Consider the following 25,593-nt stretch of genomic DNA (forward strand, 5'->3'; position numbering starts at 1 on the left):
AATTTTAAATCATTGTATTTTATAAGCTTGATTTGGTATGATACAGGTGCTTATTTATATATAGAAAGGTGTCGATACGCTTTATGACAATTGGTATTGATCAAATTAATTTTTACGTTCCAAGATTTTATGTAGACATGGCTAAACTTGCAGAATCACGCCAAGTTGACCCAAATAAATTTCTACTTGGTATTGGCCAAAATGAAATGGCAGTTAGTCCAGTAAGCCAAGATATTGTAACAATGGGCGCAAATGCCGCGAAAGACATCATTACTGATGAAGATAAAAAACAAATCAGTATGGTTATTGTTGCAACAGAATCTGCAATTGATTCTGCGAAAGCTTCTGCAGTACAAATACATAACTTGCTTGGCATTCAACCATTTGCACGTTGTATTGAAATGAAAGAAGCGTGCTATGCTGCAACACCAGCAATTCAATTAGCTAAAGATTATTTAGCGCAACGTCCAGATGAAAAAGTATTAGTTATCGCTAGCGATACTGCACGTTACGGTTTAAACTCTGGTGGCGAACCTACACAAGGTGCAGGTGCAGTTGCTATGATAATATCACAAAACCCACGTATTCTTGAACTAAATGATGACGCAGTTGCATTCACTGAAGATGTCTATGATTTTTGGCGTCCAAGTGGACAACCTTATCCTCTCGTTGATGGCGCTTTATCAAAAGACGCTTACATTCATTCATTCCAAGAAAGCTGGAATGAATATGCTCGTCGCTACAATAAAACATTAGCTGATTTTAAATCATTATGTTTCCACGTACCATTTACTAAAATGGGTAAAAAAGCACTTGATTCAATTTTAACAGATTCTGTTGATGAACAAACAAAAGCGCGTTTAACTTCTGGTTACGAAGATGCTACATATTATAATCGTTATGTAGGTAACATCTATACTGGATCTTTATACTTAAGTTTGATTTCATTATTAGAAACGCATGACCTTTCTGCAGATGATACAATCGGACTATTCAGTTATGGCTCTGGTTCTGTAGGCGAGTTCTTTAGCGGTAAAATTGTAAAAGGTTATCAAGACGCACTTGATATTCAAGGGCATAAAGATCTTTTAAACAATCGTACTGAAGTTTCAGTTGAAACGTATGAATCATTCTTCAAACGTTTTGATAATTTAGAATTCGATCACGAAACTGAATTAGCTGATGAGCAAAAGCATATTTTCTATCTTGAAAGTATTAATGATCATATCCGTAATTATAATACCTTAAATTAAATCTGAAATCACTTAATCGTGTCGTGATTAAGATGCATAATTTAAATTATCATATTTAGCTTATGTATTTAAATCATGCACAAGGAATCTTAACTGAATTTAAATAAAATTTATGTATATAAAAAAGTACACTCATAAAAATGAATGTGCTTCATAACAAAGACAAACCAATTGCTATAAAAGCATTTGGTTTTTTTAGATGTTTTTACTTGAGACAATATTTGTTCATTAATTTCGTAATTTAATACTGATTGAAAATGACAATCGTTTGGGCCGACTCCTGACTAGTTAATAAAGCACTAGCCGAAAACTACAGGCTAGGCTGTTGTCTACCGAAAGCACACACAATAATACCAACAAACTAAAACAGAGGAGATATTTGTCAATATATGACTGTATCTCCTCTGTTTTATGTACGTATCATTTTATAACGTCATTATTTTTCTGCTTGCTGTTGTTCTTGTTCAATCTTACGAGTGTATGCTTCGTATCGCTCTTTATTAGCTTGTAATGTCAAACCTAGATATTTCCGTTCTTTGTTTGCATCTTTATATAAAGCAATCATCATTAATATCACTACAAAACTAAACGGTAGTGCCGATATGATGGCAGCTGATTGTAAGGCGTCTAAACCAGTATCACCACCGGCTAATAATAAAACATATGCAATAGCTGCTAATGCTAATCCCCAAACAATTTTAACAAAGCCTGAAGGGTTCAACGCACCATGCGCAGTCTGCATACCTAATACATAGGTCGCTGAATCTGCAGAGGTAATAAAGAATGATGCAATAAGTGCTAATGCAATGATTGAAAGCATGAATCCAAATGGTAACTCATTGAAGATTCCAAATAGTTGTGTCTCAGGCGGCATTTCAAATATTTTAGAGTGTGATTGACCTACTTTGATACCTGTTACACCAAATGCACTGAACCATATAATACTGATTACTGTAGGTACACCTAAAACTGCAATAATAAATTCTCTAATACTACGTCCTTTTGAAATTCTAGCGATAAATATACCAACGAATGGGCTCTAACTCAACCACCAACCCCAATAATATATCGTCCAAGATTGTAACCAAGACGCCTTTTGTTGGTTTAATGGAGCAACATCCAAACTGTTAAATACAATTGTATTTAAATAGTCCCCTGTACTGCTTGTCATGATATTTAAAATGAGTAGTGTTGGACCTACCATAAAAACGATTACGAGTAGTAAGCCTGCTAATACCATATTTAAATTACTTAAATATTGAATACCTTTACTTAAACCACTCCACGCACTATATAAAAATAAGACAGTAACCACTGCAATAATAATACCTTGAACTAATGAATTAGCAGGTATACCAAACAAATAATTTAGACCGCCATTAATTTGAATGGCACCTATACCCAACGATACTGCAACACCGATTACTGTTGCAAACACTGCTAATACATCAACAAAAGTTCCAATAGGTCCATCTACTTTATCTCCTAAGATAGGACGCAACGTTTTTGAAATCAAACCATTTTCTCCTTTACGAAATTGCGAATACGCTAGTGCTAAGGCAACAATACCGTATACAGCCCAAGGATGAAAACCGTAATCCACTAACGTGCCTTGAAATGCTTCACCCATTGCAGCTTTCGTTTCTGGATCTGCTGTTGGTGGTGCTAAATAATGTGAAATAGGTTCTGACGCTCCATAGAATACTAAACCTATTCCCATACCCGCACTAAATAACATTGCTAACCATGACACCGTATGAAACTCAGGTTTGTCAGATGGCTTACCTAACTTTAATTTACCGATTGGACTAAATGCTAGAAACACACAAAAACCTAATATCACAGTATACAACAACATATAATACCAGCCGAATGTATCTGAAACCCAAGTAGACACGCTACCTGTAATACTCCCAAATTGCTGTGGGAAAATTGCGCCAACCAAAACAAGTAATCCTATAATGGCAGCTGAATATATAAATACACCTGAAAATTGCTTTTTCTCCTTTGGCAATATTCTCACCGTCCTATATTTTTTAGCAAAGACGTTTAATAGAATATCATACTGAGTTAATTTATCAACTTAGTTAGAGTTTTTTCACAACTTACAAGCGTATTCAAGTGACGTTTTTGAAAAAAATTATTGTTCAATACTATAGGCTCAAGGTTTTGTGCTATGCTTAGGTCTATAAAATGCATCCATATCCATTTTTTCTAATTTAAGTAACTCTATTTTGGTATTAATGCCCCCACCATAACCTGTTAAGCTACCATCTTTACCAACAACTCTATGACACGGAATGATAATTGAGATTGGATTACTTCCTACTGCGCCACCCACTGCTTGTGACGACATTTGAGCTTTACCCCTTTTTTTTCCAATTAGTTGTGCGATTTCCCCATAAGTTACTGTCTTGCCGTAAGGTATTTCTAAAAGTGCTGCCCAGACTTGTTCACGAAATTCCGTACCTGAGGCTTTTAAAGGAAAATCAATTTCCGGAATATTTCCCGAGAAATATGCGTCTAACCAACGTTCTACTTTATCGAAGATAGGTTGTTCTGTTTCAACTAACTTGTCATCATATTTTAATTCGAAATCGGTTTGATTGGGTAGCCACAAGCCAGTGATGTGTTCTCCGTCAGATGTTATTGCAATGCGTCCGATAGGTGCTTGATAATATCTTTTATAATGCATGATGCTCCCCTCTTTCTGTCCTTCTTAATTTGTTTTATCATAAATCTTTCTTTGTTTTATGTAAACCATTAAGGGAATGAGTAAGACAACTCAAGATATGTATGGGAGGCCTTTTCTATGTCTAAATCAAATCAACAAAATCCTATTAACAAAAGTGCTGATTTGAATTTTGATACACCTCAAAGATCTGAACGTCTCACAATGATTTATAAAGCACTTTATCAATTAAATGATGTTGTTCTCGGCATAATATTCTTAATAGGAAGTTTTTTATTTTTCAGTGATACTACTGTCACTATAGGTACAGTATTGTTTGTAATCGGCAGTGTACAAATGACGGTCAGACCGCTTATTGCATTGTCACATGATCTACATTTGGCACATAAATATAAAAAATTAGATATACATGATAAATAGTATATTTTATAATCCAACGTAACAAAGACCACTGCAACAATAATGTTACAATGGTCTTTAATTTTAATATTTAAGTATTTATTTTACGTGTTGGTATGATTAATGCACTTGCGAGAACGCCACAACCAACGATACAAGCACCAACGATAAAACCTGTTGTTGCGGCTGTATGTAAGCTTTGTCCACTTTGCACAATCGCTGTGTAAATAGAAGTCATAATCGCAATACCAAAGGCACCACCAAGTGTTGAGCCCATTTTAAATATACCGGAAGCTACGCCCACTTTTTCTGGTGGGGTAGTTGAAACTGCCGTACTCAATGCAGGTGTTGCAAAGAGACCTGTGCCCCCACCAAAAAAGACTGATGCGATTAAAGCTACAACGATATACCCTGAGGTACCAAAGAACGTTAAACTAAATAATAATATACCTATTGCTGTAAATATCGGTCCGATAACCAACGCACGTTTCGCACCAAATCTTTTAATACTCTTTTCACCTAAACGTACAACAATAAGTAGTGTAATTAAGTAAGGCAAAGTAAGTAAACCTGCTTGGAACGCACTAAATTTCAACCCACCTTGCGCATACATATTAAATAAAGCAATGACACCAACGCCTGTGTTAAGTAAGAAGTTGGCAAGTACTGCACCTATATAAGGTTTATTTTTAAATAATTTCAAATCGATAAACGGCACTTTTTTGCCACGTTCTACTTTGAAGAACATGAATACACATATGATAAAAACAGTTAATAATATTAATGTTGGTGTACTCAGCCATCCCATTTTATATCCTTGCGTAATGACAAAACTAATACTCGCGATCATAATCACAAATATTGTAAGCCCAATATAATCAAAACGATTTGTTTTGTCTTTAATTAATTTACTTTCCGGTAAATGTTTTAACAATATCATCGCTACAAGCGATAATATAATAGACAAAATAAAAATAGATTGCCATGATATAAACGTTGCCATCGCTCCTGCAAAGAAGGATGATAAACCTGTGCCACCAAACGCACCAATTGACCAGAAACTCAATGCTTTTTGTCTTTCGTCCCCTTCAAAAAAGTCATTGACGATGGAAATCGTCGCTGGCATGATAATTGCTGCCGATAAACCTTGCACAACCCTACCTAAAATCAGTAATACGACGTTACCTGAGACGATAAGCATAAGTGAACCAATGATACTAAGTACGAGTGCGATACGTGTCATTTTCACCTTACCAAATTTATCTGAAATGTTACCAGCTACTACCATAAACACACCAGTAACAAATGATGTTAAACTTATAGAGATATTGACTACACCTGGACTAGCTCCAAAAGTTGACTGGATTTGAGGCCCAATATTTAAAAATGATTGGGCAAATAACCAATAAGTTAATATTGATAATACAATACCCGTCAACAATTTACCCCCTGAAATTTGTTTCATTTTTTCTACCATAAAAACATCCCCTATGTTTGTTAATAATATAAAGTTAGAATTTCAAAAGCGCTTGTATTCATATCTTAATGATGAGAATATTACACAATTTAGTGCACAATTATTTCTTTTGAAATTTCTTACACTTTAAATATTATCATTAATTTAGCATAAAGGTCAGAATTTACACGCTATTATTTCGAATCTTCTGATAATTAATGACTATAATTTCCCCTTTTTACATGAGTATATTCACTAAAATAATTTTTTTACCGCTTTATTAAAGTGTTTTTTGAAATACATTTTCTGATGCAGCCCTTTATTATTTGTAACGAAGTGAAATGACATTTGCTCAGAAATTAAGAGTTCATTTAAAATGTCTACGCCTTGTTCAGTTTGAGATAAAGTATTTGTATTTATATCTGGATGTTGTTCATCTTCTAGGCTGCCAACATACCAATAAACGTGTTCTTCCTCTTTAATAATATGTTGCTGTTTCATAAATATCAAAAAGCCTGGATACCATACTGAGGGTGATATCAATATATACGTGCCAAAAGTTTCAGGCTTTTTAAATAAGGCATAGAGCGCAACTAATCCACCTAGCGATGCCCCAGCAATGCTTATATCCGTGCGTTGTTCAGATACATTGAAACATTTTTTTAAATAAGGCAACAACTGATTAGAAATCCATGAGATAAAATCATCCGCCGCTCTATAAAATGCTTCATCCTCCACTATATTTTGCCAAGGTGCATAAATTTTGTCATCTTCATTCGGCAGCAGCCCAACAAATATAACTTCTCGTTCAATATCCTTAAATAAGACATCACCATCTTGAACGATGACTAAAGGATATGGACCAGATTTACGCTTAAAATATCCTTTAGGTAACTTCACTTTAATATCATGGTGTTGAAAACGAATATTGAAATTTCTTATATTCATAGCAATCAACCTTCTTCCTATTCACCTCTATTATCTCAGGTGATTTTATAGAAAATTATATAATTCGACATCCTTTTCTTTCGCATATTCTAAAGCAAGTATTTCCAAGATATTAATTAGTGCTGGGTTACCTTTAACTTTAATATATTGGAATTTCAAGTTATGTTCTTCTGCTTTAATATTTTTTAATTCTGATTCATCTAAATTTTGTTGCGCTGCATAGACTTTTCTAAATTTTGCTGTTCCAGCATCTGATTTCACATTAAATTGTGCAAGCTTATCATTTAAATCTTTTTGAGTAAGTTTATATCCAGTCATAAACCCACCTGCTTGGCCTACATATAATGGTTTTTTATTTTTAAAGATAACAAAAACACCTTTTTGTTCTTGGACTTCACTTCTACTTTCTTTATCAAATGTAAGTGCCTTTGACTTATCATATTTGAATAACTTTTTTAATGGCTTATTATAATCTTCAAGCAATTCACTTAGTTTTTTATCCGCATTCATTTTAATCATCCTTTTTCATTTTTTTATTATTCTATATATACACTTTAATGTGACTACATAAACTACATGTAAAATAAGTATAAAAACATTCGCGCACTAAAAAAGGTTGTAGCCCAGTATAATAAGCTACAACCTTTTTTATGTTTTAATAATTTATTTTAAATAATTGAATACTGTAATGCCAACTGCTTCAGCAGCTACGCGTAATGATTTTTCACTGATATCAAATTTAGGATGGTGATGTGGATGAATGTCACCGTTGTCAGGTGTAGCACCTGCATAAATAAATGTGCTAGGTATAGCTTTAGCATAATATGCAAAATCTTCAGATGGTGGCTGCGCTTCACATCTTTCTATACCTTTGATCGCATCTGTATCAGCGTTTTCAATAGATTCTACAACAAATTTTGTAAACTCTGGATCATTGTATAATGCAGGATAATCATCATTATATTCTAATTCGCAAGTCACACCAAACATTGCTTCTAAGCCTTCAGTTAAACGTTTAACCTCTTTTTTTATTGTATGTTTAGTATCATCAGTCAAGGCACGTACATCGCCTTCTACTTCAATACTATCTTTAATCACATTAAATTGTCCTTTACCATCAAATGAACCAATTGTTACGACACCAGTTTCAAAAGGATTTAAGCGTCTTGAAACAATTGTTTGTAAAGCATTAACAAAATATGCACCAGCTACTATGCTGTCATTTGCCGTATGTGGTGAAGAACCATGTCCTCCTTGACCATTCACTTTAAGTTTGAAGAAATCTCTACCTGTTTGTACGTTGCCTTCACGGTAATATACATTACCAGATGGCATATGACTCATTACATGGACACCTAATACGTGGTCGACTCCATCTAAGATACCATCCTTAATCATTGCTTGTGCACCGCCTGGAGGCACTTCTTCAGCAGGTTGATGAATAACAACAACTTTCCCTTTAAATTGATCCTTCAGTTCGATAAGTGTTTCAGCAAGAATTAACATGTATGCTGTATGTGCATCATGACCACAAGCATGCATCACGCCTTCATTTTTTGAAGCAAATTCTAATCCAGTGTCCTCTTGAATTGGTAGGGCGTCAAAATCAGCACGTATTGCAATCGTCTTACCAGGCTTACCACTATCGATTGTCACTTTCAAACCATTCGGACCTATATTTTTTTCAACTTCACAATCTTTATCTTTATAAAAATCTTCAATATACTTAGGTGTTTCTTCTTCGTGGAAAGATAACTCAGGATATTGATGAAGATAACGACGTATCTCAATCATTCGATTTTCTTTCTCTTTCAATATATCTATTAATTGTTTCACCATAACAGTTCCTCCTATACTAAATACATTTAATTTAATTACATTATATACTTTTTGGGTGATATTTATGTGTTAGACCCTTTGTTGAATAACGTAAATGTTATGCTTTTTTAAATGATGGGACCGTAATCAAGATGATGATTAACGATAATAATGCCATCAACACATTGAGCAATAATCCTATTAAAGCACCTGTTTGGACATTAGTAATACTTGCCACGATACCATAAAGTGCGCCTGATAACGCGATACCAAATGCGCCACCGAGTGATGAAGCCATTTTATAAATACCAGAAGCCACGCCTACTTTATCTTCAGGTGAATTGGAAATAGCCATATCAGTTGAAGGTGTAGCATAGAAACCTAGCCCCAAACCATAAAGTAAATATCCCATAATACAAACCACTACATAAATTGCGCTTGGTAAAAATGTAAGTGCGATTAAAATGATACCAATCATATTAAAAAATGTGCCGAGGAGCATTGGCTTTTTCGCACCTACTTTTTGTAGAATCTTTTCTCCTACTCTAATAATTAATAATACTGTTACCAAATATGTAATAGATAATAAACCGGTTTGGAATGCATTAAAGCCTAAACCTTGCTGCACAAATGTGTTAGCTACTAATAGCGCACCTGCAACACCATTTAATAAAAAATTAGAAAATGTAGCACCTGTATATGCTTTATTATTAAAAAGCTTGAAATCGATTAATGGATTTCGTTTTTTATTTTCCATTTTAATAAAGCTGATTGTCGAAACAATAAATATTATTATCAAACCTATAATCATCGGTGAAAAAATACCAAGGGATGCACTTTGTGTGATTATCACATTTATACTTAACATCATAACAACAAATAATAGTAAGCCTGCATAATCAAACCCTACTTTAGTATTGCTAATTGATTTCGTTTCAGGCGTGCCTTTTATTAATAGCATCGAAACTAAGGCAATGATGACAGACAAGATAAATATCCATCTCCACCCTACAAATGTCGATACCATTCCGCCAAATAAAGATGCTAAACCTGACCCTCCCCATGAACCGATAGACCAATAACTCAAAGCACGTTGTCTATCTTTTCCATCAAAATAAGCTTTCATTATGGCTAAAGTTGATGGCATGATTGCTGCCGCAGACAATCCTTGAATCACTCTACCAATAATAAGTAAAATAGGTAAGTTACTCACGATAATCAATAATGAACCAATAATACTAAGCCACAAACCTATATAAGTTATTTTTACACGTCCAACTTTATCAGCAAGACTACCTGCACCTACCACAAACATTCCTGAGAAAAGCGCAGTAATGCTCACCGCAATACTCACTGTTCCTATATTGCTGTTAAATGATTGCTGCAAAGTCGGTACTACATTTAATAGTGATTGCGCAAACAACCAGAAGGTGACGACACCTAATACAATTCCTAATATTAATTTATTATCTCCTTTGTATGTCTGTACATTTCCCTTTTGAGTCATTTTTCATCCTCCTCAATTAATTTTTCAAACGACAAATAGGAAAGATAAGCCTAATGGTAAAATGTTTTTTTCTCCTAACATCCTCAATCAATGATGCTCACTATCCTCTATAAAAACGATTGTAGCGCGTAATTTTCTATTTCAATATAGATTATTTGTTGTTTTAATATCTTATTTATAATGCATTCGATTTAGATTACTTCTATGACAAAAATGAACATACTAATTTTTGTCATTATCAATTAACCACATGTTAAAAGTATAATCACTTATACATACTCAAAATAAAGCAACTAACTAAAAAAATAGTAATTATTACTAATCCTTTTAGTTAGTTGCTTTATATTTATATTTCTTTATCAAAGTATCTTCTGAATTCAATAATTTGAATTGCGTTTGTAAGTAATTTCAAATGATATGTTATTGTATCCCTTGTTTCTACTTCACTAACGTCTAATTTAGGAAAAGACACTCGATTAACATAATCAATTGTTTCTTCATCCATACCATGTTGCGTATTATATTGTTGCCAAACTTTATATAACGCCCCATGGTTTTTATCTAATGTCAGATGTTTGATTTTGTATGTCCCAGGTAATAAATCAAAAATATTTATTTGATACTCTTTATGGTTTAAACCATTAGAATAATCATTCAATGTAAAATAAGGGTTATAATGTTCTGCATCCCAGAGCACAATTTGAAAATGTTCGGTATTACCTAAAGCAATACAATTTCCATTTCTATACAAGATGTTTTTAAATAATTTTTTAAAAAACATACTTGTAAAAAAAGCAGGTCTTTTACCATCAAATTGATGATATAAATCAATACCATTCAATTGTGTTTTTATATCTTTCTGACTATATTGCTGATGTATCTCAAAATTCAACCAGTATCCGATTGTATTAATATGTCTATTCATTTCGATGAGTTGTTCAAAAATGATTCCCGCTCTAAAATATTCTCCATTTGTCAGACTTGTATTGCCTGTCAATGTATTCCACTTTAATAATGTGAAGGAAATCTTTTGATCCTTTACCTCTAACCATTCCATAATTTCCTTTAATTTGAGCGTGATGTGTTTCTTAGCTAAATTATATTGGTTACTCTCAATAGATTGAAAATTGATTATGTCATTTTGATTTGCACAGAATGCAATACTATCAATATGTTGATTATGCGTTTCTAAAATATGTTTAGCTATACGTGCCTCTGTCGGATGCTCAATATTAAAGTTCAGTACAATTTTGATATTTTTAAAATATTGTTTAAATAATACGATTATTGCTTGGGATATATGTTCATCTATACAATTTATGTAAAGTACTAGATTAAATAAATGACCATCTGGTAGTGTATTATAAATGTGTTCCAAAGCATATGCCAATTCTCTATAATATTCTTTGAAATTCGACATTACTTTGGGTGGATCTATTTCTATGCCTAGACCAATATGATACATAAGTAAAAAATTCAAGCATTCATCTATTTTCATATATCGATGTACATTGGGTATAACTTCATCACTTTCGATAATCTGATCTTTAATAAAACCTTCTCTAATAGGGTCTTTAATCAACACATGATTTAAACCTATGCAATTTTTCGCTTCTAGTATTTGTTTTCTATATCTTTGAATAAGTAATACATCTAAATTTCCTATTTGTATTACATGTTGATAATGGTAGATTGTCTGTTCAGATCGCTTCAAAGTGATATCAATGATTTTTTCTGCTTCAGGTGACTGTAAAACATTTCCAATAGATTGGTTTATATAGCCTGATAAATAATGCAAGTATGTTTGATATGGAACTTTTCCTTTTTCATCATTTAGTTTTTCAATCAAACGTGAATTTTTATATTTTTCTCTATATTGTGTAGGTGTCATTTGGTTATCATTCTTAAAATGTTTCAATAACATATTAGAATTGCTAAAACCATTTTTCAAAGCAATTTGAGTAACTGTTTCATTTGTATATAACAAATCTTCTTTACAATGCTCAAGTCTTATGTGAATTACATATTGATTAAAACCCATCCCTATTTGCTGTGTGAAAATCTTTGATAAATACGCAGTACTAAGTGGCACCATTTTGGCTACTTCACTTAAGGATATATGATTAGAGTAATTACTTTGAATATAGTTACATATAAATTCTAATCGATCGTCATTTATTCTTTTTTTAAATGATTCATTCATTTTTGTAGGTAAAAAGCGCGCAATTATAAACATTAAATCAATTAATTGCTGTTCAATATATAAGCGATAAAATGCTCCCTTCCTAATATCAACTATGCCTATCTTTGCTATAGCATTTACTATTTGTTTATAAATGACTTCTTGCATACTTCCTTTATCTAAAATTAAAAATTTATCATTATAATCATTCATATATTTCTTCAGGTAACTTTCAGTTAGATGAATTGAAATATATAGCGTATCTTTATTTTTTATAACACGAAATTGCTCGCGATGATTAATAATAAAGACATCACCTTTTTGATATGTATTCATTTCATCATATTTCCATACTGTCATACTACTTCTTAGCATTAACACAAGACGCATCCCATCATTTATGATGACTATTAAATTATTAGGTTTATTAAATTCAACTTGATAAAAAGTATTCATGATTCACCTCTTTATAATTAAATATTTTAATGAAAATCCCCAATTATTCAATTATAATTTGAAATTTGTTAATTTTTAGACAAAAAGCAGCCTGACATAATTGTCAGACTGCAAATTTTTACTATAAGCCATATTTTTTACTGCTCTTTATTTTTCGTCTCATGTGTTGAATCAAGGTCTTTTTTTAACTCATGACCTTCAATATCAATACTTGGCAAGATTCTATTTAACCACGCTGGCATATACCATGATGCTTTACCAAATAATTTAGTTAGTGCGGGCACTAACATTAATCGTACGATAATTGCATCAAATAATATACCAAATCCAAGTGCTAAGCCCATCGATTTAATCATGACATCATCTTGGAACACGAATGCGATGAACACACTGAACATAATCAATGCTGCTGCAACAATGACCGGTCCACTTTCTTTAATACCTACTTTTATAGAATGTTCATTGTCACGTGTAATGCTATATTCTTCATGTATACGTGACATTAAGAACACTTCATAGTCCATAGCTAGGCCAAATAACAAACCTATTACAATTACTGGTAAAAATGCGAGTAATGGTCCTGTAGTATCTACACCAAACAAGCCAGCCATAAATCCTTCTTGCATGATTAATGTAGTAAAACCGAGTGTTGCTGCAAGTGATAGTACGAATCCGAGCACTGCTTTTAATGGAATAATAATCGAACGGAAAACAACCATTAATAAGATAAATGCTAAGGCTACGATTACACCAGCAAATAATGGAATCGCCTCATTTAATTTTTGAGACATATCTATATTAATGACACTCTGACCAGCTACCTCAGTCTTGAAGCCGTAATCATCTTTTGCTTTATCGTTATAATCTCTCAAGTCATGTACTAAGCTGTTTGTAGATTCTGCGTTCGGTCCTTTTTTAGGAATAACCGCCATCATAGCGTAATCCTTACTACTACTTAATTGTGGTTCCGTAACCAATTCTACATTATCTATGTCGTTGATATCTTTATTCATATCTTTCAAGGCCTTTTGTAAGGCTTGAGGATTATCTTTCTTATCTTTAACGTTCACTAGCATGGCAATTTGTCCATTAAATCCTTCGCCAAATTTATCCGAAACGATTTCATATGCTTTCTTTTGAGTAGAATCTGAAGCTTTCATACCATCGTCTGGGATTCCTAAGCGCATGTCCTTAACTGGTATTGCTACTAGTATTAAAATAATCAAACCAATTAATATTGCTAATAATGGTTTGCCGAGAACGAATTTTGACCAACCTGTATCAACATCGCCTTTAAACTCTGATTTCATTCGTTTCGGTTTTATTTTTTTATGGAAAATACTAATCAATGCTGGTAATAAAGTGAGTGCACTTACTACCGCAACAAACACACTAATAGCAGATGCGAATCCCATGATTGCTAGGAAATCAATACCAACAAGTGATAGTCCACAAACTGCAATGATTACAGTTAAACCAGCAAATATGACTGCACTACCAGCTGTACCTACTGCTAAACCAATTGCTTTGATGTGGTTAGGTTCTGTTCGCATAATTTGTCGATATCTAAATAATATAAACAACGCATAATCTATACCCACTGCTATTCCAATCATAACAGCTAAAGTCAATGTTATATTTGGAATATCAAATACATATGTAAGTAAAGAAATTACACCTACGCCCGTGCCTAAACCAATTAATGCACTAATGATAGGCATACCTGCCGCTATAATTGAACCAAATGTAATTAACAGCACTACAAATGCTACAATTATACCAATTAACTCAGAAGAACCACCGATTTCTGTGGATTCCATGCCTGTACCCATTAATTCAGCCTGTACATTATGGTCCTTTTCTATTTTATCGATTTTATTCTTGATGTTATCTTTAGAACTTTCTTGTAATGATGTAACTTTGACATCATAATTCACATCCGCAAATGCGGTTGTTTTATCTTTACTAATTTGTTTATTCTCATAAGGATCTGTGACATTTTTAACATCTTTGTCATCATCTTTAATGTCTTTCAAAGCCTTTTGGACATCTTGTGTTATATCTTGCTTTACGATGCCGTTTTCCGCATCACTTTTAAGCACAATTCTAATTTGTGCTTTTTCACTATCTTGGTTAAATTCATCCTCGAGTTTTTCATTTGTATCAAGCGATTGCAAACCATTCATAGTGATATCATTATCAAATTTAGGTGAATTCAAAGTAAGCGGTGTTATAATTGCTACAAGTAAAATCAACCATGCAACAATACTCCACCATTTATGCTTAGCAATAAATGAACCTAATTTATACAAAAACTTTGCCAAACTATTGCCTCCTTATTTAATCAACGTTATAGTTTAAACATACAATGTAGTTTAAATTTTTGTTACACATTTATAGTAACATACTAATTCTTACGCCTGCCTTAAAAAAGTGGTAATTAATTAAAATTATTCATTTAAACTATAAATAAGGAGATATGTAGTATGAATGAAAAAGACTTGCGTGTTATAAAGACAAAACGATCACTTTCCCAAAGCCTTTATGGTCTAATAGAAAAACAAGCATTCTCTACAATAACAATTAAACAAATTTGTGATCTTGCATTGGTCCATAGAACTACTTTTTATAAACATTTTCATGATAAATATGATTTACTTATCTATTTAATCACTGATTTAACCAAAGATTATTTTTCTGTAGATTTAAAAGAACGTATTAACGCTCCATTTTCTACTATACAAACCACTTTTGATAATGTGAGTGGAATGGAACAGATTACAGAAAAGCAAAAAGACGATAAAGATTTTGAACGAACGATCACAAATTATTTTATACGTGTTTTACAAAATGACATTAAAATTAATGTGTCACGTATTTCTGTAGATTCGAGTGTTCCAATCGAACTGATCTTTTATGTATATGGCTCAAGTCTATATGGTTTTATGGAGTGGATGCGCAACCATAATATCAAACATCCAGCACATGAAATAGACGAAATTTTTCATAAAATGATTAATATCAAAGTAAAAGATGTATAACAGCAAAAACACATCAAAAAAGCCACTCACTGCAATGCAATGAGTGGCTTTTTTAAATTACTTTATAATTTCATTTAGAACATTTCTGAAACAACTTTTTGTTCTAAGAAGTTTAACAGATAGTCTGGGCTACCTGTTTTAGCATCAGTACCTGACATTTTAAAACCACCGAATGGGTGATATCCAACAACTGCTGCAGTGCATCCACGGTTAAGGTATAAGTTACCTACATCATATTCTTCAACTGCATGAATCCAGTTTTCACGATTATTAGTAATTACAGCACCTGTTAAACCATAATCTGTATCGTTAGCAATTTCTAATAGTTCTTCAAAGTCACTACCTTTAACAAAGCCAACAACTGGACCAAAGATTTCTTCTTGCATGATTTGATCTCTTGATTTTAAGTCTGAGATGATTGTAGGTTCAATAAAGTATCCAGTAGTTCCATCCGTACCACCACCGAACTCTAATTTACCTTCTTTACTACCAATTTCAATATAATTTTTGATTTTGTCGAATTGTTTTTTGTTAATAACTGGTCCCATGTTTGTATTATTCTCCGTATTGCCTAATGTTAAATTCTTAGTTAATTCAACTGATTTTTTCAATACTTCATCATATACATCTTTGTGTACGATTGCACGAGAACATGCTGAACATTTTTGTCCTGAAAAACCAAATGCTGAAGTTACAATAGATTCTGCTGCTAAATCAGCGTCGATATCTTTATCAACTACGATTGCATCTTTACCGCCCATTTCAGCGATAACACGTTTTAAGAACTGTTGTCCTTTTTTTACTTTTGCAGCTCTTTCAAAAATTCGAGTGCCTGTAGCAAGTGATCCTGTAAAAGTTACAAAATGCGTGTGTACACTATCTACAAGATAGTCACCGATTTCTTTTGGATCCCCTGGTACAAAGTTAACGACACCTTTAGGTAATCCAGCTTCTTCTAAAATTTCAATTAATTTATATGCAGTTAATGGTGTATCTTCTGCTGGTTTTAAAAGTACTGTATTCCCTGCAACTACTGGCGCTAATGTCGTACCAGCCATAATCGCAAACGGGAAGTTCCATGGTGGAATTGTAACACCAGTACCAATTGGTTTATAGAAGTATTTATTATGTTCTCCTTCTCTATCCAATGTTGGTTTGCCATCCGCTAATTCCATCATTGATCTTGCATAGTATTCTATGAAATCAATGCCTTCTGCAGCGTCACCTACAGCTTCATCCCATGGTTTACCTGCTTCGTAAACCATCACTGCTGAGATTTCTTCTTTACGACGTCTAATAATTGCCGATACTCTAAGTAAAAATTCAGCACGATCTTTGTGTGACCATTTCTTCCATGATTTATAAGCTTCATTTGCAGACTCAAATGCTTTATCTACATCCGCTTGAGTTGCTTTTGAAACTTCTGCAATAACTTCAGTAGTATTGGCAGGGTTGATAGATTGATACGTATCTTTTGTGAATATTTCTTCCCCATTAATTACCAAAGGAATTTTTTTATTTAATTCACTTTTGACTTTCTTTAAAGCCTCTTTAAATGATTCTACATTTTCACTGTCTGTAAAATCGATGCCTGGTTCATTTTGATAATTAACTACCATTTTTCTACCCCCATGTAAGTTTGTAAATAGAAAACACAAATGGAATTATTCCATTCTTGATTTTATTGTATATGTATCACACCACAAATGCAATCGCTTACAATCACTTTTTTTAATTAAATCGTATCTAACCTATTTCGCATTATTCCCTAAAATTTGATATTATATTCATTGATATTTATTGTTAGTATTATATAAATAGTAAATGTTAATTTAATAAATTCTATACTAATATTTACACTGAATTCTCATTACGTGTGTTATTATTTGGACTTGAATATAATCATATCAATATTTATTTCAAAAATAAAAGAACAATCGAGAGGTTAAGCTATTTATGAAAACATATACGTCTGTTATTTTTTGGATGCGTACTATAGCTTGTTTAAGTATTGTTCTCATTCATTCGATTACAACCACATTTTCCAAAATGGATTTTGTAGGACATGGTACCGCCATTAGAATCTTTCAATTATTGCTAATGTTTAGTACACCATTATTTGTATTCATTTCAGAATTTTTATTAGCGAAAAACTATCATGTTAAAACAAAACCAGGTTTCTTTAAAAACAAATTGATTTATTTAGGCATCCCATATATCGTGGTTAATCTAGCTATCTCATATTTTTATTTTGAACCTGAGACATTAGAAGATTACTTTAGACATGTTACAAATACGATGTTCCATGGTGGTGCTGTGACATACTTCATTGTAATTATTTTCCAATTTTATATATTACATATTCTCTTTGCTAAATACATAATTAAATGGAAACCTATTCCTGTAATTATTGGTGCAACTATATTCGCCACATTGTATTGGGCATTTAGAGAATTTGTGCCCCCATCGGAAAATCCAATTTTAGGGTTGTTTTGGGAAAGAGAAGGTTGGATGCTCTTTTTAGGCTGGATTAGTTATTTCTTACTTGGTTTTTATACAGGTATCTATTACGAAACTTTCATGGAGAATATAAAAAAATATACTTGGCTTATTATTTTTGGCACAATCTTGTCAGCAGTTATATTAGTTAGTAACTATTTATTCGGTGTTAGTACTTGGGTAGAATCTAAACGCTTTGATATACCGTTTTATGTCACAATGATGATTTTGCTATTTTTCTTATTCTCATCTTATGTTAAATATGTACCAAAATTCGTATTATTTATAAGTAACTATTCATTCTGTATATACTTAGTTCATTACTTCTTTGTGCATGATTTAGGTTTATTAAGAGAGGATAGTTCATTAAGAAATATTGCTTTCAATTTCATTCTCACTATTACAATATCAGTTTGTCTAGCATATGTATTCAACTTATTCAAACTCGGAAAATTTATGGTAGGTGGTATTGGACACATCAATTATGACAAAGTATATGAAAGTTATAAACACGGCAAAATGGATTAGTAAACCACAAAATATAATGAACAATTATATATCAAATACAATAATTAAAAGAGGACTAGCTGATTGCAAAATGTAGCTAGTCCTCTTTTAATATTTTATTATTTCATAGTATGACCGTTCACCATGAAAGATTACTATTTAATTTCTCAAAATGATATTGTTCCATTTTTATTTATCTATACGATCTTTGCGACGTTGATACGTATGTTCATCAGAAGTCGATACTTCTTCGTCTTTGTCATCGCTTAGCTTCTCTTGCTCTGTAAAGTCACTATCACCAGAACGATATTCTCGCGATTCATCTTTTACTTCAGTATTCTGCTCTTGATAATGATTGTTTGTATTACTTCTATTATTTGAATTATTAACACCTTCATAGCTTGGTTTATACGCTTTTCTTACTAATAATAAAATACCAGCAATAAACCACAATAATGCGGTAATCCAGTTAAATGTAAATACTGTAACAATTGCAATTACTATCAGTACTACACCTGATACCTTAGGAATTTTATTGATTAATAATGCAAATATAATCGCGATAATTGTACATATGATAACCACTCCTAAAGCTATAATAAACAAACTACTCGCCATCTCTAATAATTGTGACGGTGTCATTTGATTTGATACCTGATTAAATTCTTGACTATTATTCAATGATTGTATGAGTGAATCTTTTACACTCGCATCATTTAAAAATGGCGTAACAATAGCCATTAAAAATATTAAGATAAACTGTAGGATAATGCCTACCCAGGTTAATATTTTTTCCACAGTTCTTTTCATAATTTTCCTCCTTAGGAATTCACTTCTTACTTCATTGATTCTATATCACAAATAAATAACATAATGCAATAATATGACTGCTCAACCTATTCTATTGTATTTAAACCTTAAAATAAACAAATTTAGTCCAATGAATATAAAAATAATTATAAGGGTACATAGCTATTATATACATAATCAAATTTAACAACACTAAGTCTTAAATTAAAAGGATGGTTTTATGAATTTAGATAATATACAGCCACATAAATTAAGAGAAATGATAAGTAATGGAGAACTTACTGATCCTACAAGTGGTATGGCTAAAGGTTACATACAAGCCAATGTCGTTATTTTACCTTCAAGATATGCATATGATTTTTTAAGCTTTTGTTTTAGAAATCCCAAAACATGTCCACTTTTAGATGTATCCGAAAAAGGTTTTACCACATTTCCTTTCTATGGAAAACATGCAGATATTAGCTCAGAAGTGGCAGAATATCGCGTCTATCGTTATGGCGAGCTTGTTGAATCACCAACAAATGTCTCACATTTATTTGATGATGATTTGGTCAGTTTTTTAATCGGTTGTAGTTTTACCTTTGAACATGCCTTATTAGAAGCTAACATTCCAATTCGACATATTGAAGAAGAGCACAATGTGCCTATGTTCATAACTGATATACCTGCAGAACCAAGTGGCGAATTTGCAGGTAATATCACAGTCAGTATGCGTCCAATGACAATGCAGCAAGCCATTAAAGCAACTGAAATTACTACACGTTTTAAAAATATGCACGGGACACCACTACATATTGGCGACCCCTCTAAAATAGGTATTGATAATATTACAAGACCTGATTTTGGAGAACCTTCCACAATAAAAGAAAATGAAGTTCCTGTCTTTTGGGGATGTGGCGTGACGCCGCAATCTATCGCTCTATATGCAAAACCAGAATTAATGATTACCCACGCACCAGGGCATATGTTTATTACAGATATACTTAACAGTCAAATTAGTGATTAATTACTAGTTATCTATCAGTGTTTCAAATATCTCAAAAACAAAAGGACGTTTAGATTTCATTTTAGAAACCTAAACGTCCTTTTTTAACCTAGATTTTACACTTCAACGCGTTACAGAGTATTTTTAACGGGATTCTATATCCTCTTGCGTTACAATTGGATAATTTTTGAAAATTTTAGAACATACATAGCCCACAATTAGACCAATAACAGCTATAATTGCGCCATAAATGAAAATTTTCAATGGATCATTAAATCCAAACATTACTAAGAAACCAGCGAGTGGGGTTGCAGTACCAGTTGCATCGTTTATCATTCCAGAAGAAGCGATAACCGCACCTGCCAATGCACCACCTATAAAATTCGCTGTATATATTGGAATAGGATTCGCCGATACAATATCTGCTTGAGATAGTGGTTCAATACAAACAGCAATTCTTGATTTACGATTGCCCAATTTCAATTTATTAAACATTGTGCCATTAATAAATGAAGATGAGAAAGAAACCATAGCAGCAATTGCCATTGGCATACCAGTTAGACCAAGTAATGCCGTTAAAGCCATTGAGCTTAAGGGGGCTGTTCCTACTACTGTAATAACGCCACCAAGAATAATACCCATAATAATTGGGTTGATTTCTGTAGAACTTTGAATGATGTCACCTATTTTTAACAATGAATTGTTTACTAATGGGGTGACACCAGTCGCAACTAATCTTGCTAAAGGTGCAATAACTAAAATACCTACAATCAAATCTATGCCATCTGGTACTTTTCTTTCCGCATATTTCATTAAATACCCAACAACATACCCAGCTACAAAACCAGGTATTAAATCTAGTCCTCCACATGAGGCAGCTATAACTAAAGCATATACAGGTGAAACGCCGATAGCTAACGCTACAAGTCCAGCTGCAGCTACACCACCAAGCCCTCCAGCAGCATCGCCAAGTTCACCTAAAAATTTAATACCTAATAGATCGCCACCTACGTATTTATGAAATGCCTCAACTAAGAATGTTGCAATTGCAGCATTTGCTAAAGCACCCATTGCACGCATACCCATAGGTGCTCGATATGTAAACAGTGTAAATAATGCTAGCACTACAACTAAAAACAAAGTTCCAATTAATATATCCATTTTTGAAATGCCTCTTTCCTTTTCTTGAAGTAGTTATGTTTTTGTGTGGAAATAATTGTTTCAACTCAAACTATAAGTAGAGGTATCGATCCCTTTCTAAAAATCAGATTCATCTATCCTATATATTAATCTACAATTATATTACTTACCTTTTCACTCACATTTTTATATTTTAACACATTCCACTATTATATTCCGAACAATTTTATTATTTTAAATTTAAGCTCCGCGGAATATTTTTCTACATTATTTTAATTTTATTTTTAATATTACACGATTTAATGATAATAACTATTGTAGATTATTTTTATATTTCATAATTATTTACAATATATAGAATTAAAAAAAACAACGATAACATTCATTAGTTAATGAATATTATCGTCGCTTTTATCTATTAATTATTTATTTTACTGATAGGTTGAGCTGGCATCCCGACTGCTACTACATTTTCCGAAATATCCTTCGCCACAAGGCTACCTGCCCCAATGACTGCTCCATCACCAATCGTAACACCAGGTAAGACTACAACGTTCGCACCTAACCACACATTATTTCCGATAGTAATTGGCAATGCTTGCTCTAACCCTGCATTCCTTTGTTGATATTGAAGAGGATGAACAGCCGTGTAAAGGCCACATTTCGGACCTATAAAAACATGATTTCCAATGAAAATCTTTCCGCCATCCATAAAGTAACAATCATGATTTACAAATACGTTATTTCCTAAAAAAACATTGTAGCCATAATCTACTTGGAATGGGCTTAATATTTCTAAATTATCCGACTTATCATTGAGTAAGTCAGCTATAATTGCATTGCGTTTTTCTGAATCACTCGGCTTTGTGTGGTTTAATTCAAAGCAAAGATCTTTCGCTTTACTTCTTTCAATATTCAACGATTCATCAAAGTTAGCATCATACCATTCACCTGCTAACATCTTTTCTTTTTCACTCATACATATTCGCCTCCATCATTAAATTTCATCAAATATACCTATGTATTCTAGCACCTTCTACAATTTATCCTAAGTGAAAAAGTAATTGATACATCATTGTTCCAGCATAATTTCCTATTACATAACCTAATGTACCAATAATAAGAATAGGACCTACTAAACCAGACCATCCTTTTCCAATAGCTAACGCTGCTGCAGTTGTAGGACCTCCCGCAGTTGCATTACTTGCTAACAATATTTCTTCAATTTTAAAGTTAAATACCCTGCCAAAAATAAGACTTAAACCTAAATTGAAAATCAAAATAATAATGACAAAAACAAATAATAATGGTGCAGTTGTAATAATTGTAGCAAATGAAGCTGGTGTGCCAATGACTACAAAGAATATATAAATAAGGAAAGTACCGATTTCTGAAGCACCTGCTAAATTCTCAAAGAAATCTCCCCATATAGCAACAACTATTAATGTCAATGTTGTTAATAATAAATATGAATCACCAAAGAAAGATACAATAATTGTTAATATGAGATTACTTTTCGGTACCCATAGTTGTATGATTTCTGCTATTTTGAAACTAACTGCTACAAGTGCAATGGCACTCGCCATTGAAAATGCGATATCTAATAATTGAATTTTTTTCGGTTGCCAATATGACTGTTGCGTTTCAGGTGTCGTTTCATTTTTATAATTTGTAGTAAAAAGTTTTTTTATCCAAGGCATTGATGGAATGGCTATAAGTAATATAAAATACAGTGCCATGACACTGTTATCAGCAACTACTGTCGAAGAAACCATGTCTCCAGGTGTTTGGAATTTAGAACTCAAAGCTGCAAAATTCACCCCACCGCCAATGTAACTTCCGGTCATCATGGCGCCTATTTTAGAAAGATAAGGTATCCATTGATTTAAAGTAAGAAATGCGACCACTGTACCCATCATCGTCCCTATCGAAGCAATCAAAAAAATGAATAATAAACGTCTACTTTCTTTCCATATCTTTAATATGTTTGAACTGAACAATAATAATGGAATAGAAAGTGGCACGATAAAATCCCATACCGTATCATACACTGGTGAACTCGTTGGTATAACTTTAAAGTTTGATAAAAGCATTGCCCCCACTAGTGCTATAATAGCTCCTGATATTGTACTTGCCCACTTGTATCGCTGTTCTAAGAATAAACTTACTGTTGCCCAAACTATAATAATAGCCCATAACATCCACGTGTCATCTTTAGCTATAAGTGCACCTAACACCATGAATATTCCCCCTTGAAATAAATTTTCATTCTAAGATATTAAATACATTTTACCAGTATTTTTCATTAATTTTTATAATTTTCTGAAAAAATACATTGTTTTGCTCTTTTTAAATTGATATTCTTGCACTTATAGACAATCACAAGGGGGGATTTTTGCATATGAAAGAAAAAATCGGTTTAATCTTAGGGCCATCACTCTTCATCATTTTTTATTTTATACCTAGTATTACAGGTTTAGATAATGAACCACGCGCTGTTCTTGCAGTCACACTTTTTGTGGCTACATGGTGGATTACAGAAGCAATTCCTATACCTGCTACGTCACTCATTCCACTGATATTACTACCTTTGAGTGGTGGTACAAATGAACAAGTAGCTGCGAGTGCTTATGCTGATCCAATCGTATTTATGTATATGGGCGGATTTATTATCGCACTGGCAATTGAAAAATGGAATTTACATAAACGAATTGCTATGACTATCATTTCTTTGATGGGTTCAAATAGTAATCGTATTATTTTAGGTACGATGATTGCAACTGCATTTATTTCAATGTGGATTTCAAATGCAGCGACTGCACTCATGATGTTGCCAATTGCTTTAGCATTAATAAAAGAAATTAAAGATGCACAATTCCTCAAACCAGAATCAGCCCACAAATTCGGGAAAGCATTATTATTAACTGTCGCTTATTCTGCATCTATCGGGGGCTTAGCAACGCTTATCGGTTCAGTACCAAATGCAGTCTTCGCAGCCATCGCTTCCTCTAGTTTAGATAGAGAAGTGTCCTTTGCACAATGGATGTTATTTGCCTTACCGTTAACAGTTATTTTGTTAATTATTTTATACTTGTTAATGACAAAATGGTTATTTAAAATTGAAGACTCAGACAAAATATCTTCAGATTTTGCAAAGAAAGCTTTACATGATTTAGGTCCAATGAGTCTAGAGGAAAAGTTAACAGGTCTTGTCTTCCTTTTCGTTAGTATACTGTGGATTGGAGGCAGTCTCTTACCTTCTTCCTTAAATTTATCAGACACAGTTATAGCAATGTTAGGTGCTGTGTTACTATTTCTTATTCCTTCAAAATCTTCTAAGGGAGCATTACTCGTATGGAATGATATGAGCAGACTACCATGGGGGATATTGTTATTGTTCGGTGGTGGCTTATCCTTAGCTGCTGCATTCGAAGATTCAGGACTAACAAAATGGTTTGGTGGTATGTTAGGTTTCGTCGAACCTCTACCATTGATTCTTGTCGTTATCGTATTATCGACGGCTATTTTATTCTTAACAGAAGTGATGTCTAATACAGCTGTTTCCAATATGTTAATGCCAATTAGTATTGGTTTAGCAGCGGCAATTAGCCAAGACCCATTTATTATTATGGGAATTGTCGCAGTATCCTCAACTTGTGCATTTATGTTGCCAATTTCAACACCACCAAATGCTGCTGTATTTAGTTCTGATGAATTAGAAATGCAAGATATGGTTAAAGCTGGATTTATTTTAAACATGTTTGCAATTGTGATCATCTCGCTATTCGTATATTTCTGGTTACCTATTGTATTTGGTTTATAAAAAGAAATCACTTAATACTTTGTAACGTCGTGATACATCTAAGGTATGATATAATTTCGATACTAGGGACGCATGTC

General features: G+C 32.8%; 19 protein-coding genes and 1 pseudogene. 6 read left to right on the forward strand and 14 right to left on the reverse strand.

Annotated features, from left to right (window positions below):
• The first annotated feature begins 83 nt into the window (after positions 1–83).
• Positions 84–1,253, forward strand: coding sequence for a hydroxymethylglutaryl-CoA synthase (locus tag ACA31_RS11365; protein ID WP_057513430.1), 1,170 nt, complete (start codon positions 84–86; stop codon positions 1,251–1,253).
• Positions 1,254–1,689: 436 nt separating this feature from the next.
• On the opposite strand, the pseudogene ACA31_RS11370 reads toward ACA31_RS11365, so the two are convergent.
• Together ACA31_RS11370 and ACA31_RS11375 are read right to left on the reverse strand one after the other, a co-directional pair.
• Positions 1,690–3,267, reverse strand: a pseudogene (locus ACA31_RS11370) (BCCT family transporter).
• Between the two features lie 147 nt (positions 3,268–3,414).
• The gene (locus ACA31_RS11375; RefSeq protein ID WP_057513431.1) at positions 3,415–3,948 is read right to left on the reverse strand and encodes a methylated-DNA--[protein]-cysteine S-methyltransferase; all 534 of its coding nucleotides are present in this window, start codon (positions 3,946–3,948) and stop codon (positions 3,415–3,417) included.
• A 117-nt stretch (positions 3,949–4,065) separates the two neighbouring features.
• Here ACA31_RS11375 and ACA31_RS11380 point away from each other — a divergent pair, with 117 nt between their 5' ends.
• The gene (locus ACA31_RS11380) at positions 4,066–4,365 is read left to right on the forward strand and encodes a YrhK family protein (protein WP_057513432.1); all 300 of its coding nucleotides are present in this window, start codon (positions 4,066–4,068) and stop codon (positions 4,363–4,365) included.
• A 70-nt stretch (positions 4,366–4,435) separates the two neighbouring features.
• Here ACA31_RS11380 and ACA31_RS11385 read toward each other — a convergent pair whose 3' ends face one another.
• The 7 genes from ACA31_RS11385 to ACA31_RS11415 all read right to left on the reverse strand — a co-directional run bounded on the left by ACA31_RS11385 (position 4,436) and on the right by ACA31_RS11415 (position 15,035).
• Positions 4,436–5,821 carry an MFS transporter gene (locus tag ACA31_RS11385; RefSeq protein WP_057513433.1) on the reverse strand — a complete coding sequence of 462 codons (1,386 nt, stop codon included), beginning with the start codon at positions 5,819–5,821 and terminating at the stop codon, positions 4,436–4,438.
• Positions 5,822–6,055: 234 nt separating this feature from the next.
• Entirely contained in the window at positions 6,056–6,748 is a 693-nt protein-coding gene (locus ACA31_RS11390; RefSeq protein ID WP_057513434.1) for an alpha/beta hydrolase, read from the reverse strand.
• Positions 6,749–6,793: 45 nt separating this feature from the next.
• Positions 6,794–7,258: a hypothetical protein gene (locus ACA31_RS11395; protein WP_057513435.1), complete on the reverse strand. Its 465-nt coding sequence runs from the start codon at positions 7,256–7,258 to the stop codon at positions 6,794–6,796.
• A 153-nt stretch (positions 7,259–7,411) separates the two neighbouring features.
• Positions 7,412–8,587 carry a M20 family metallopeptidase gene (locus ACA31_RS11400; RefSeq protein WP_057513436.1) on the reverse strand — a complete coding sequence of 392 codons (1,176 nt, stop codon included), beginning with the start codon at positions 8,585–8,587 and terminating at the stop codon, positions 7,412–7,414.
• A 97-nt stretch (positions 8,588–8,684) separates the two neighbouring features.
• Positions 8,685–10,073, reverse strand: coding sequence for an MFS transporter (locus tag ACA31_RS11405; RefSeq protein ID WP_057513437.1), 1,389 nt, complete (start codon positions 10,071–10,073; stop codon positions 8,685–8,687).
• Positions 10,074–10,419: 346 nt separating this feature from the next.
• Positions 10,420–12,711, reverse strand: coding sequence for a transcriptional regulator AryK (aryK, locus tag ACA31_RS11410; protein WP_057513438.1), 2,292 nt, complete (start codon positions 12,709–12,711; stop codon positions 10,420–10,422).
• A gap of 137 nt (positions 12,712–12,848) precedes the next feature.
• Positions 12,849–15,035 carry an MMPL family transporter gene (locus ACA31_RS11415; RefSeq protein WP_057513439.1) on the reverse strand — a complete coding sequence of 729 codons (2,187 nt, stop codon included), beginning with the start codon at positions 15,033–15,035 and terminating at the stop codon, positions 12,849–12,851.
• Between the two features lie 162 nt (positions 15,036–15,197).
• On the opposite strand from ACA31_RS11415, the gene ACA31_RS11420 reads away from it, so the two are divergent.
• Positions 15,198–15,752: a TetR/AcrR family transcriptional regulator gene (locus tag ACA31_RS11420; protein WP_057513440.1), complete on the forward strand. Its 555-nt coding sequence runs from the start codon at positions 15,198–15,200 to the stop codon at positions 15,750–15,752.
• A 74-nt stretch (positions 15,753–15,826) separates the two neighbouring features.
• On the opposite strand, the gene pruA is transcribed toward ACA31_RS11420, so the two are convergent.
• On the reverse strand, positions 15,827–17,371 hold the full coding sequence (gene pruA, locus ACA31_RS11425; RefSeq protein ID WP_057513441.1) for an L-glutamate gamma-semialdehyde dehydrogenase: 1,545 nt from the start codon (positions 17,369–17,371) through the stop codon (positions 15,827–15,829).
• Between the two features lie 337 nt (positions 17,372–17,708).
• Between pruA and ACA31_RS11430 the strand changes: the two genes are divergently transcribed.
• Positions 17,709–18,779 carry an acyltransferase family protein gene (locus ACA31_RS11430; protein ID WP_057513442.1) on the forward strand — a complete coding sequence of 357 codons (1,071 nt, stop codon included), beginning with the start codon at positions 17,709–17,711 and terminating at the stop codon, positions 18,777–18,779.
• 168 nt (positions 18,780–18,947) lie between these two features.
• On the opposite strand, the gene ACA31_RS11435 is transcribed toward ACA31_RS11430, so the two are convergent.
• The gene (locus tag ACA31_RS11435; protein WP_057513443.1) at positions 18,948–19,568 is read right to left on the reverse strand and encodes a DUF4064 domain-containing protein; all 621 of its coding nucleotides are present in this window, start codon (positions 19,566–19,568) and stop codon (positions 18,948–18,950) included.
• 220 nt (positions 19,569–19,788) lie between these two features.
• Here ACA31_RS11435 and ACA31_RS11440 point away from each other — a divergent pair, with 220 nt between their 5' ends.
• The gene (locus tag ACA31_RS11440) at positions 19,789–20,574 is read left to right on the forward strand and encodes a putative hydro-lyase (protein WP_057513444.1); all 786 of its coding nucleotides are present in this window, start codon (positions 19,789–19,791) and stop codon (positions 20,572–20,574) included.
• A 123-nt stretch (positions 20,575–20,697) separates the two neighbouring features.
• Here the strand turns inward: ACA31_RS11440 and ACA31_RS11445 are convergent, their stop codons facing one another.
• The 3 genes from ACA31_RS11445 to ACA31_RS11455 all read right to left on the reverse strand — a co-directional run bounded on the left by ACA31_RS11445 (position 20,698) and on the right by ACA31_RS11455 (position 23,933).
• The gene (locus ACA31_RS11445; protein ID WP_057513445.1) at positions 20,698–21,714 is read right to left on the reverse strand and encodes a PTS sugar transporter subunit IIC; all 1,017 of its coding nucleotides are present in this window, start codon (positions 21,712–21,714) and stop codon (positions 20,698–20,700) included.
• A gap of 397 nt (positions 21,715–22,111) precedes the next feature.
• Positions 22,112–22,672 carry a sugar O-acetyltransferase gene (locus ACA31_RS11450; protein ID WP_057513446.1) on the reverse strand — a complete coding sequence of 187 codons (561 nt, stop codon included), beginning with the start codon at positions 22,670–22,672 and terminating at the stop codon, positions 22,112–22,114.
• A 64-nt stretch (positions 22,673–22,736) separates the two neighbouring features.
• Positions 22,737–23,933, reverse strand: a complete 1,197-nt coding sequence (locus ACA31_RS11455; protein WP_057513447.1) for a DUF819 family protein — start codon at positions 23,931–23,933, stop codon at positions 22,737–22,739.
• Positions 23,934–24,094: 161 nt separating this feature from the next.
• On the opposite strand from ACA31_RS11455, the gene ACA31_RS11460 reads away from it, so the two are divergent.
• The gene (locus tag ACA31_RS11460) at positions 24,095–25,516 is read left to right on the forward strand and encodes an SLC13 family permease (RefSeq protein WP_057513448.1); all 1,422 of its coding nucleotides are present in this window, start codon (positions 24,095–24,097) and stop codon (positions 25,514–25,516) included.
• The last annotated feature ends 77 nt before the right edge of the window (positions 25,517–25,593 follow it).

Origin of the sequence: Staphylococcus sp. NAM3COL9 (genome assembly GCF_001431205.1) — a bacterium.
Lineage (GTDB): Bacteria > Bacillota > Bacilli > Staphylococcales > Staphylococcaceae > Staphylococcus.

What these genes read in the sequence shown, in the direction of transcription:
- ACA31_RS11365 (WP_057513430.1), top strand. Translation starts at nt 84, where the DNA reads ATGACAATTGGTATTGATCAAATTAATTTTTACGTTCCAAGATTTTAT.
- ACA31_RS11375 (WP_057513431.1), bottom strand. Translation starts at nt 3,948, where the DNA reads ATGCATTATAAAAGATATTATCAAGCACCTATCGGACGCATTGCAATA.
- ACA31_RS11380 (WP_057513432.1), top strand. Translation starts at nt 4,066, where the DNA reads ATGTCTAAATCAAATCAACAAAATCCTATTAACAAAAGTGCTGATTTG.
- ACA31_RS11385 (WP_057513433.1), bottom strand. Translation starts at nt 5,821, where the DNA reads ATGGTAGAAAAAATGAAACAAATTTCAGGGGGTAAATTGTTGACGGGT.
- ACA31_RS11390 (WP_057513434.1), bottom strand. Translation starts at nt 6,748, where the DNA reads ATGAATATAAGAAATTTCAATATTCGTTTTCAACACCATGATATTAAA.
- ACA31_RS11395 (WP_057513435.1), bottom strand. Translation starts at nt 7,258, where the DNA reads ATGAATGCGGATAAAAAACTAAGTGAATTGCTTGAAGATTATAATAAG.
- ACA31_RS11400 (WP_057513436.1), bottom strand. Translation starts at nt 8,587, where the DNA reads ATGGTGAAACAATTAATAGATATATTGAAAGAGAAAGAAAATCGAATG.
- ACA31_RS11405 (WP_057513437.1), bottom strand. Translation starts at nt 10,073, where the DNA reads ATGACTCAAAAGGGAAATGTACAGACATACAAAGGAGATAATAAATTA.
- aryK (WP_057513438.1), bottom strand. Translation starts at nt 12,711, where the DNA reads ATGAATACTTTTTATCAAGTTGAATTTAATAAACCTAATAATTTAATA.
- ACA31_RS11420 (WP_057513440.1), top strand. Translation starts at nt 15,198, where the DNA reads ATGAATGAAAAAGACTTGCGTGTTATAAAGACAAAACGATCACTTTCC.
- pruA (WP_057513441.1), bottom strand. Translation starts at nt 17,371, where the DNA reads ATGGTAGTTAATTATCAAAATGAACCAGGCATCGATTTTACAGACAGT.
- ACA31_RS11430 (WP_057513442.1), top strand. Translation starts at nt 17,709, where the DNA reads ATGAAAACATATACGTCTGTTATTTTTTGGATGCGTACTATAGCTTGT.
- ACA31_RS11435 (WP_057513443.1), bottom strand. Translation starts at nt 19,568, where the DNA reads ATGAAAAGAACTGTGGAAAAAATATTAACCTGGGTAGGCATTATCCTA.
- ACA31_RS11440 (WP_057513444.1), top strand. Translation starts at nt 19,789, where the DNA reads ATGAATTTAGATAATATACAGCCACATAAATTAAGAGAAATGATAAGT.
- ACA31_RS11445 (WP_057513445.1), bottom strand. Translation starts at nt 21,714, where the DNA reads ATGGATATATTAATTGGAACTTTGTTTTTAGTTGTAGTGCTAGCATTA.
- ACA31_RS11450 (WP_057513446.1), bottom strand. Translation starts at nt 22,672, where the DNA reads ATGAGTGAAAAAGAAAAGATGTTAGCAGGTGAATGGTATGATGCTAAC.
- ACA31_RS11455 (WP_057513447.1), bottom strand. Translation starts at nt 23,933, where the DNA reads ATGGTGTTAGGTGCACTTATAGCTAAAGATGACACGTGGATGTTATGG.
- ACA31_RS11460 (WP_057513448.1), top strand. Translation starts at nt 24,095, where the DNA reads ATGAAAGAAAAAATCGGTTTAATCTTAGGGCCATCACTCTTCATCATT.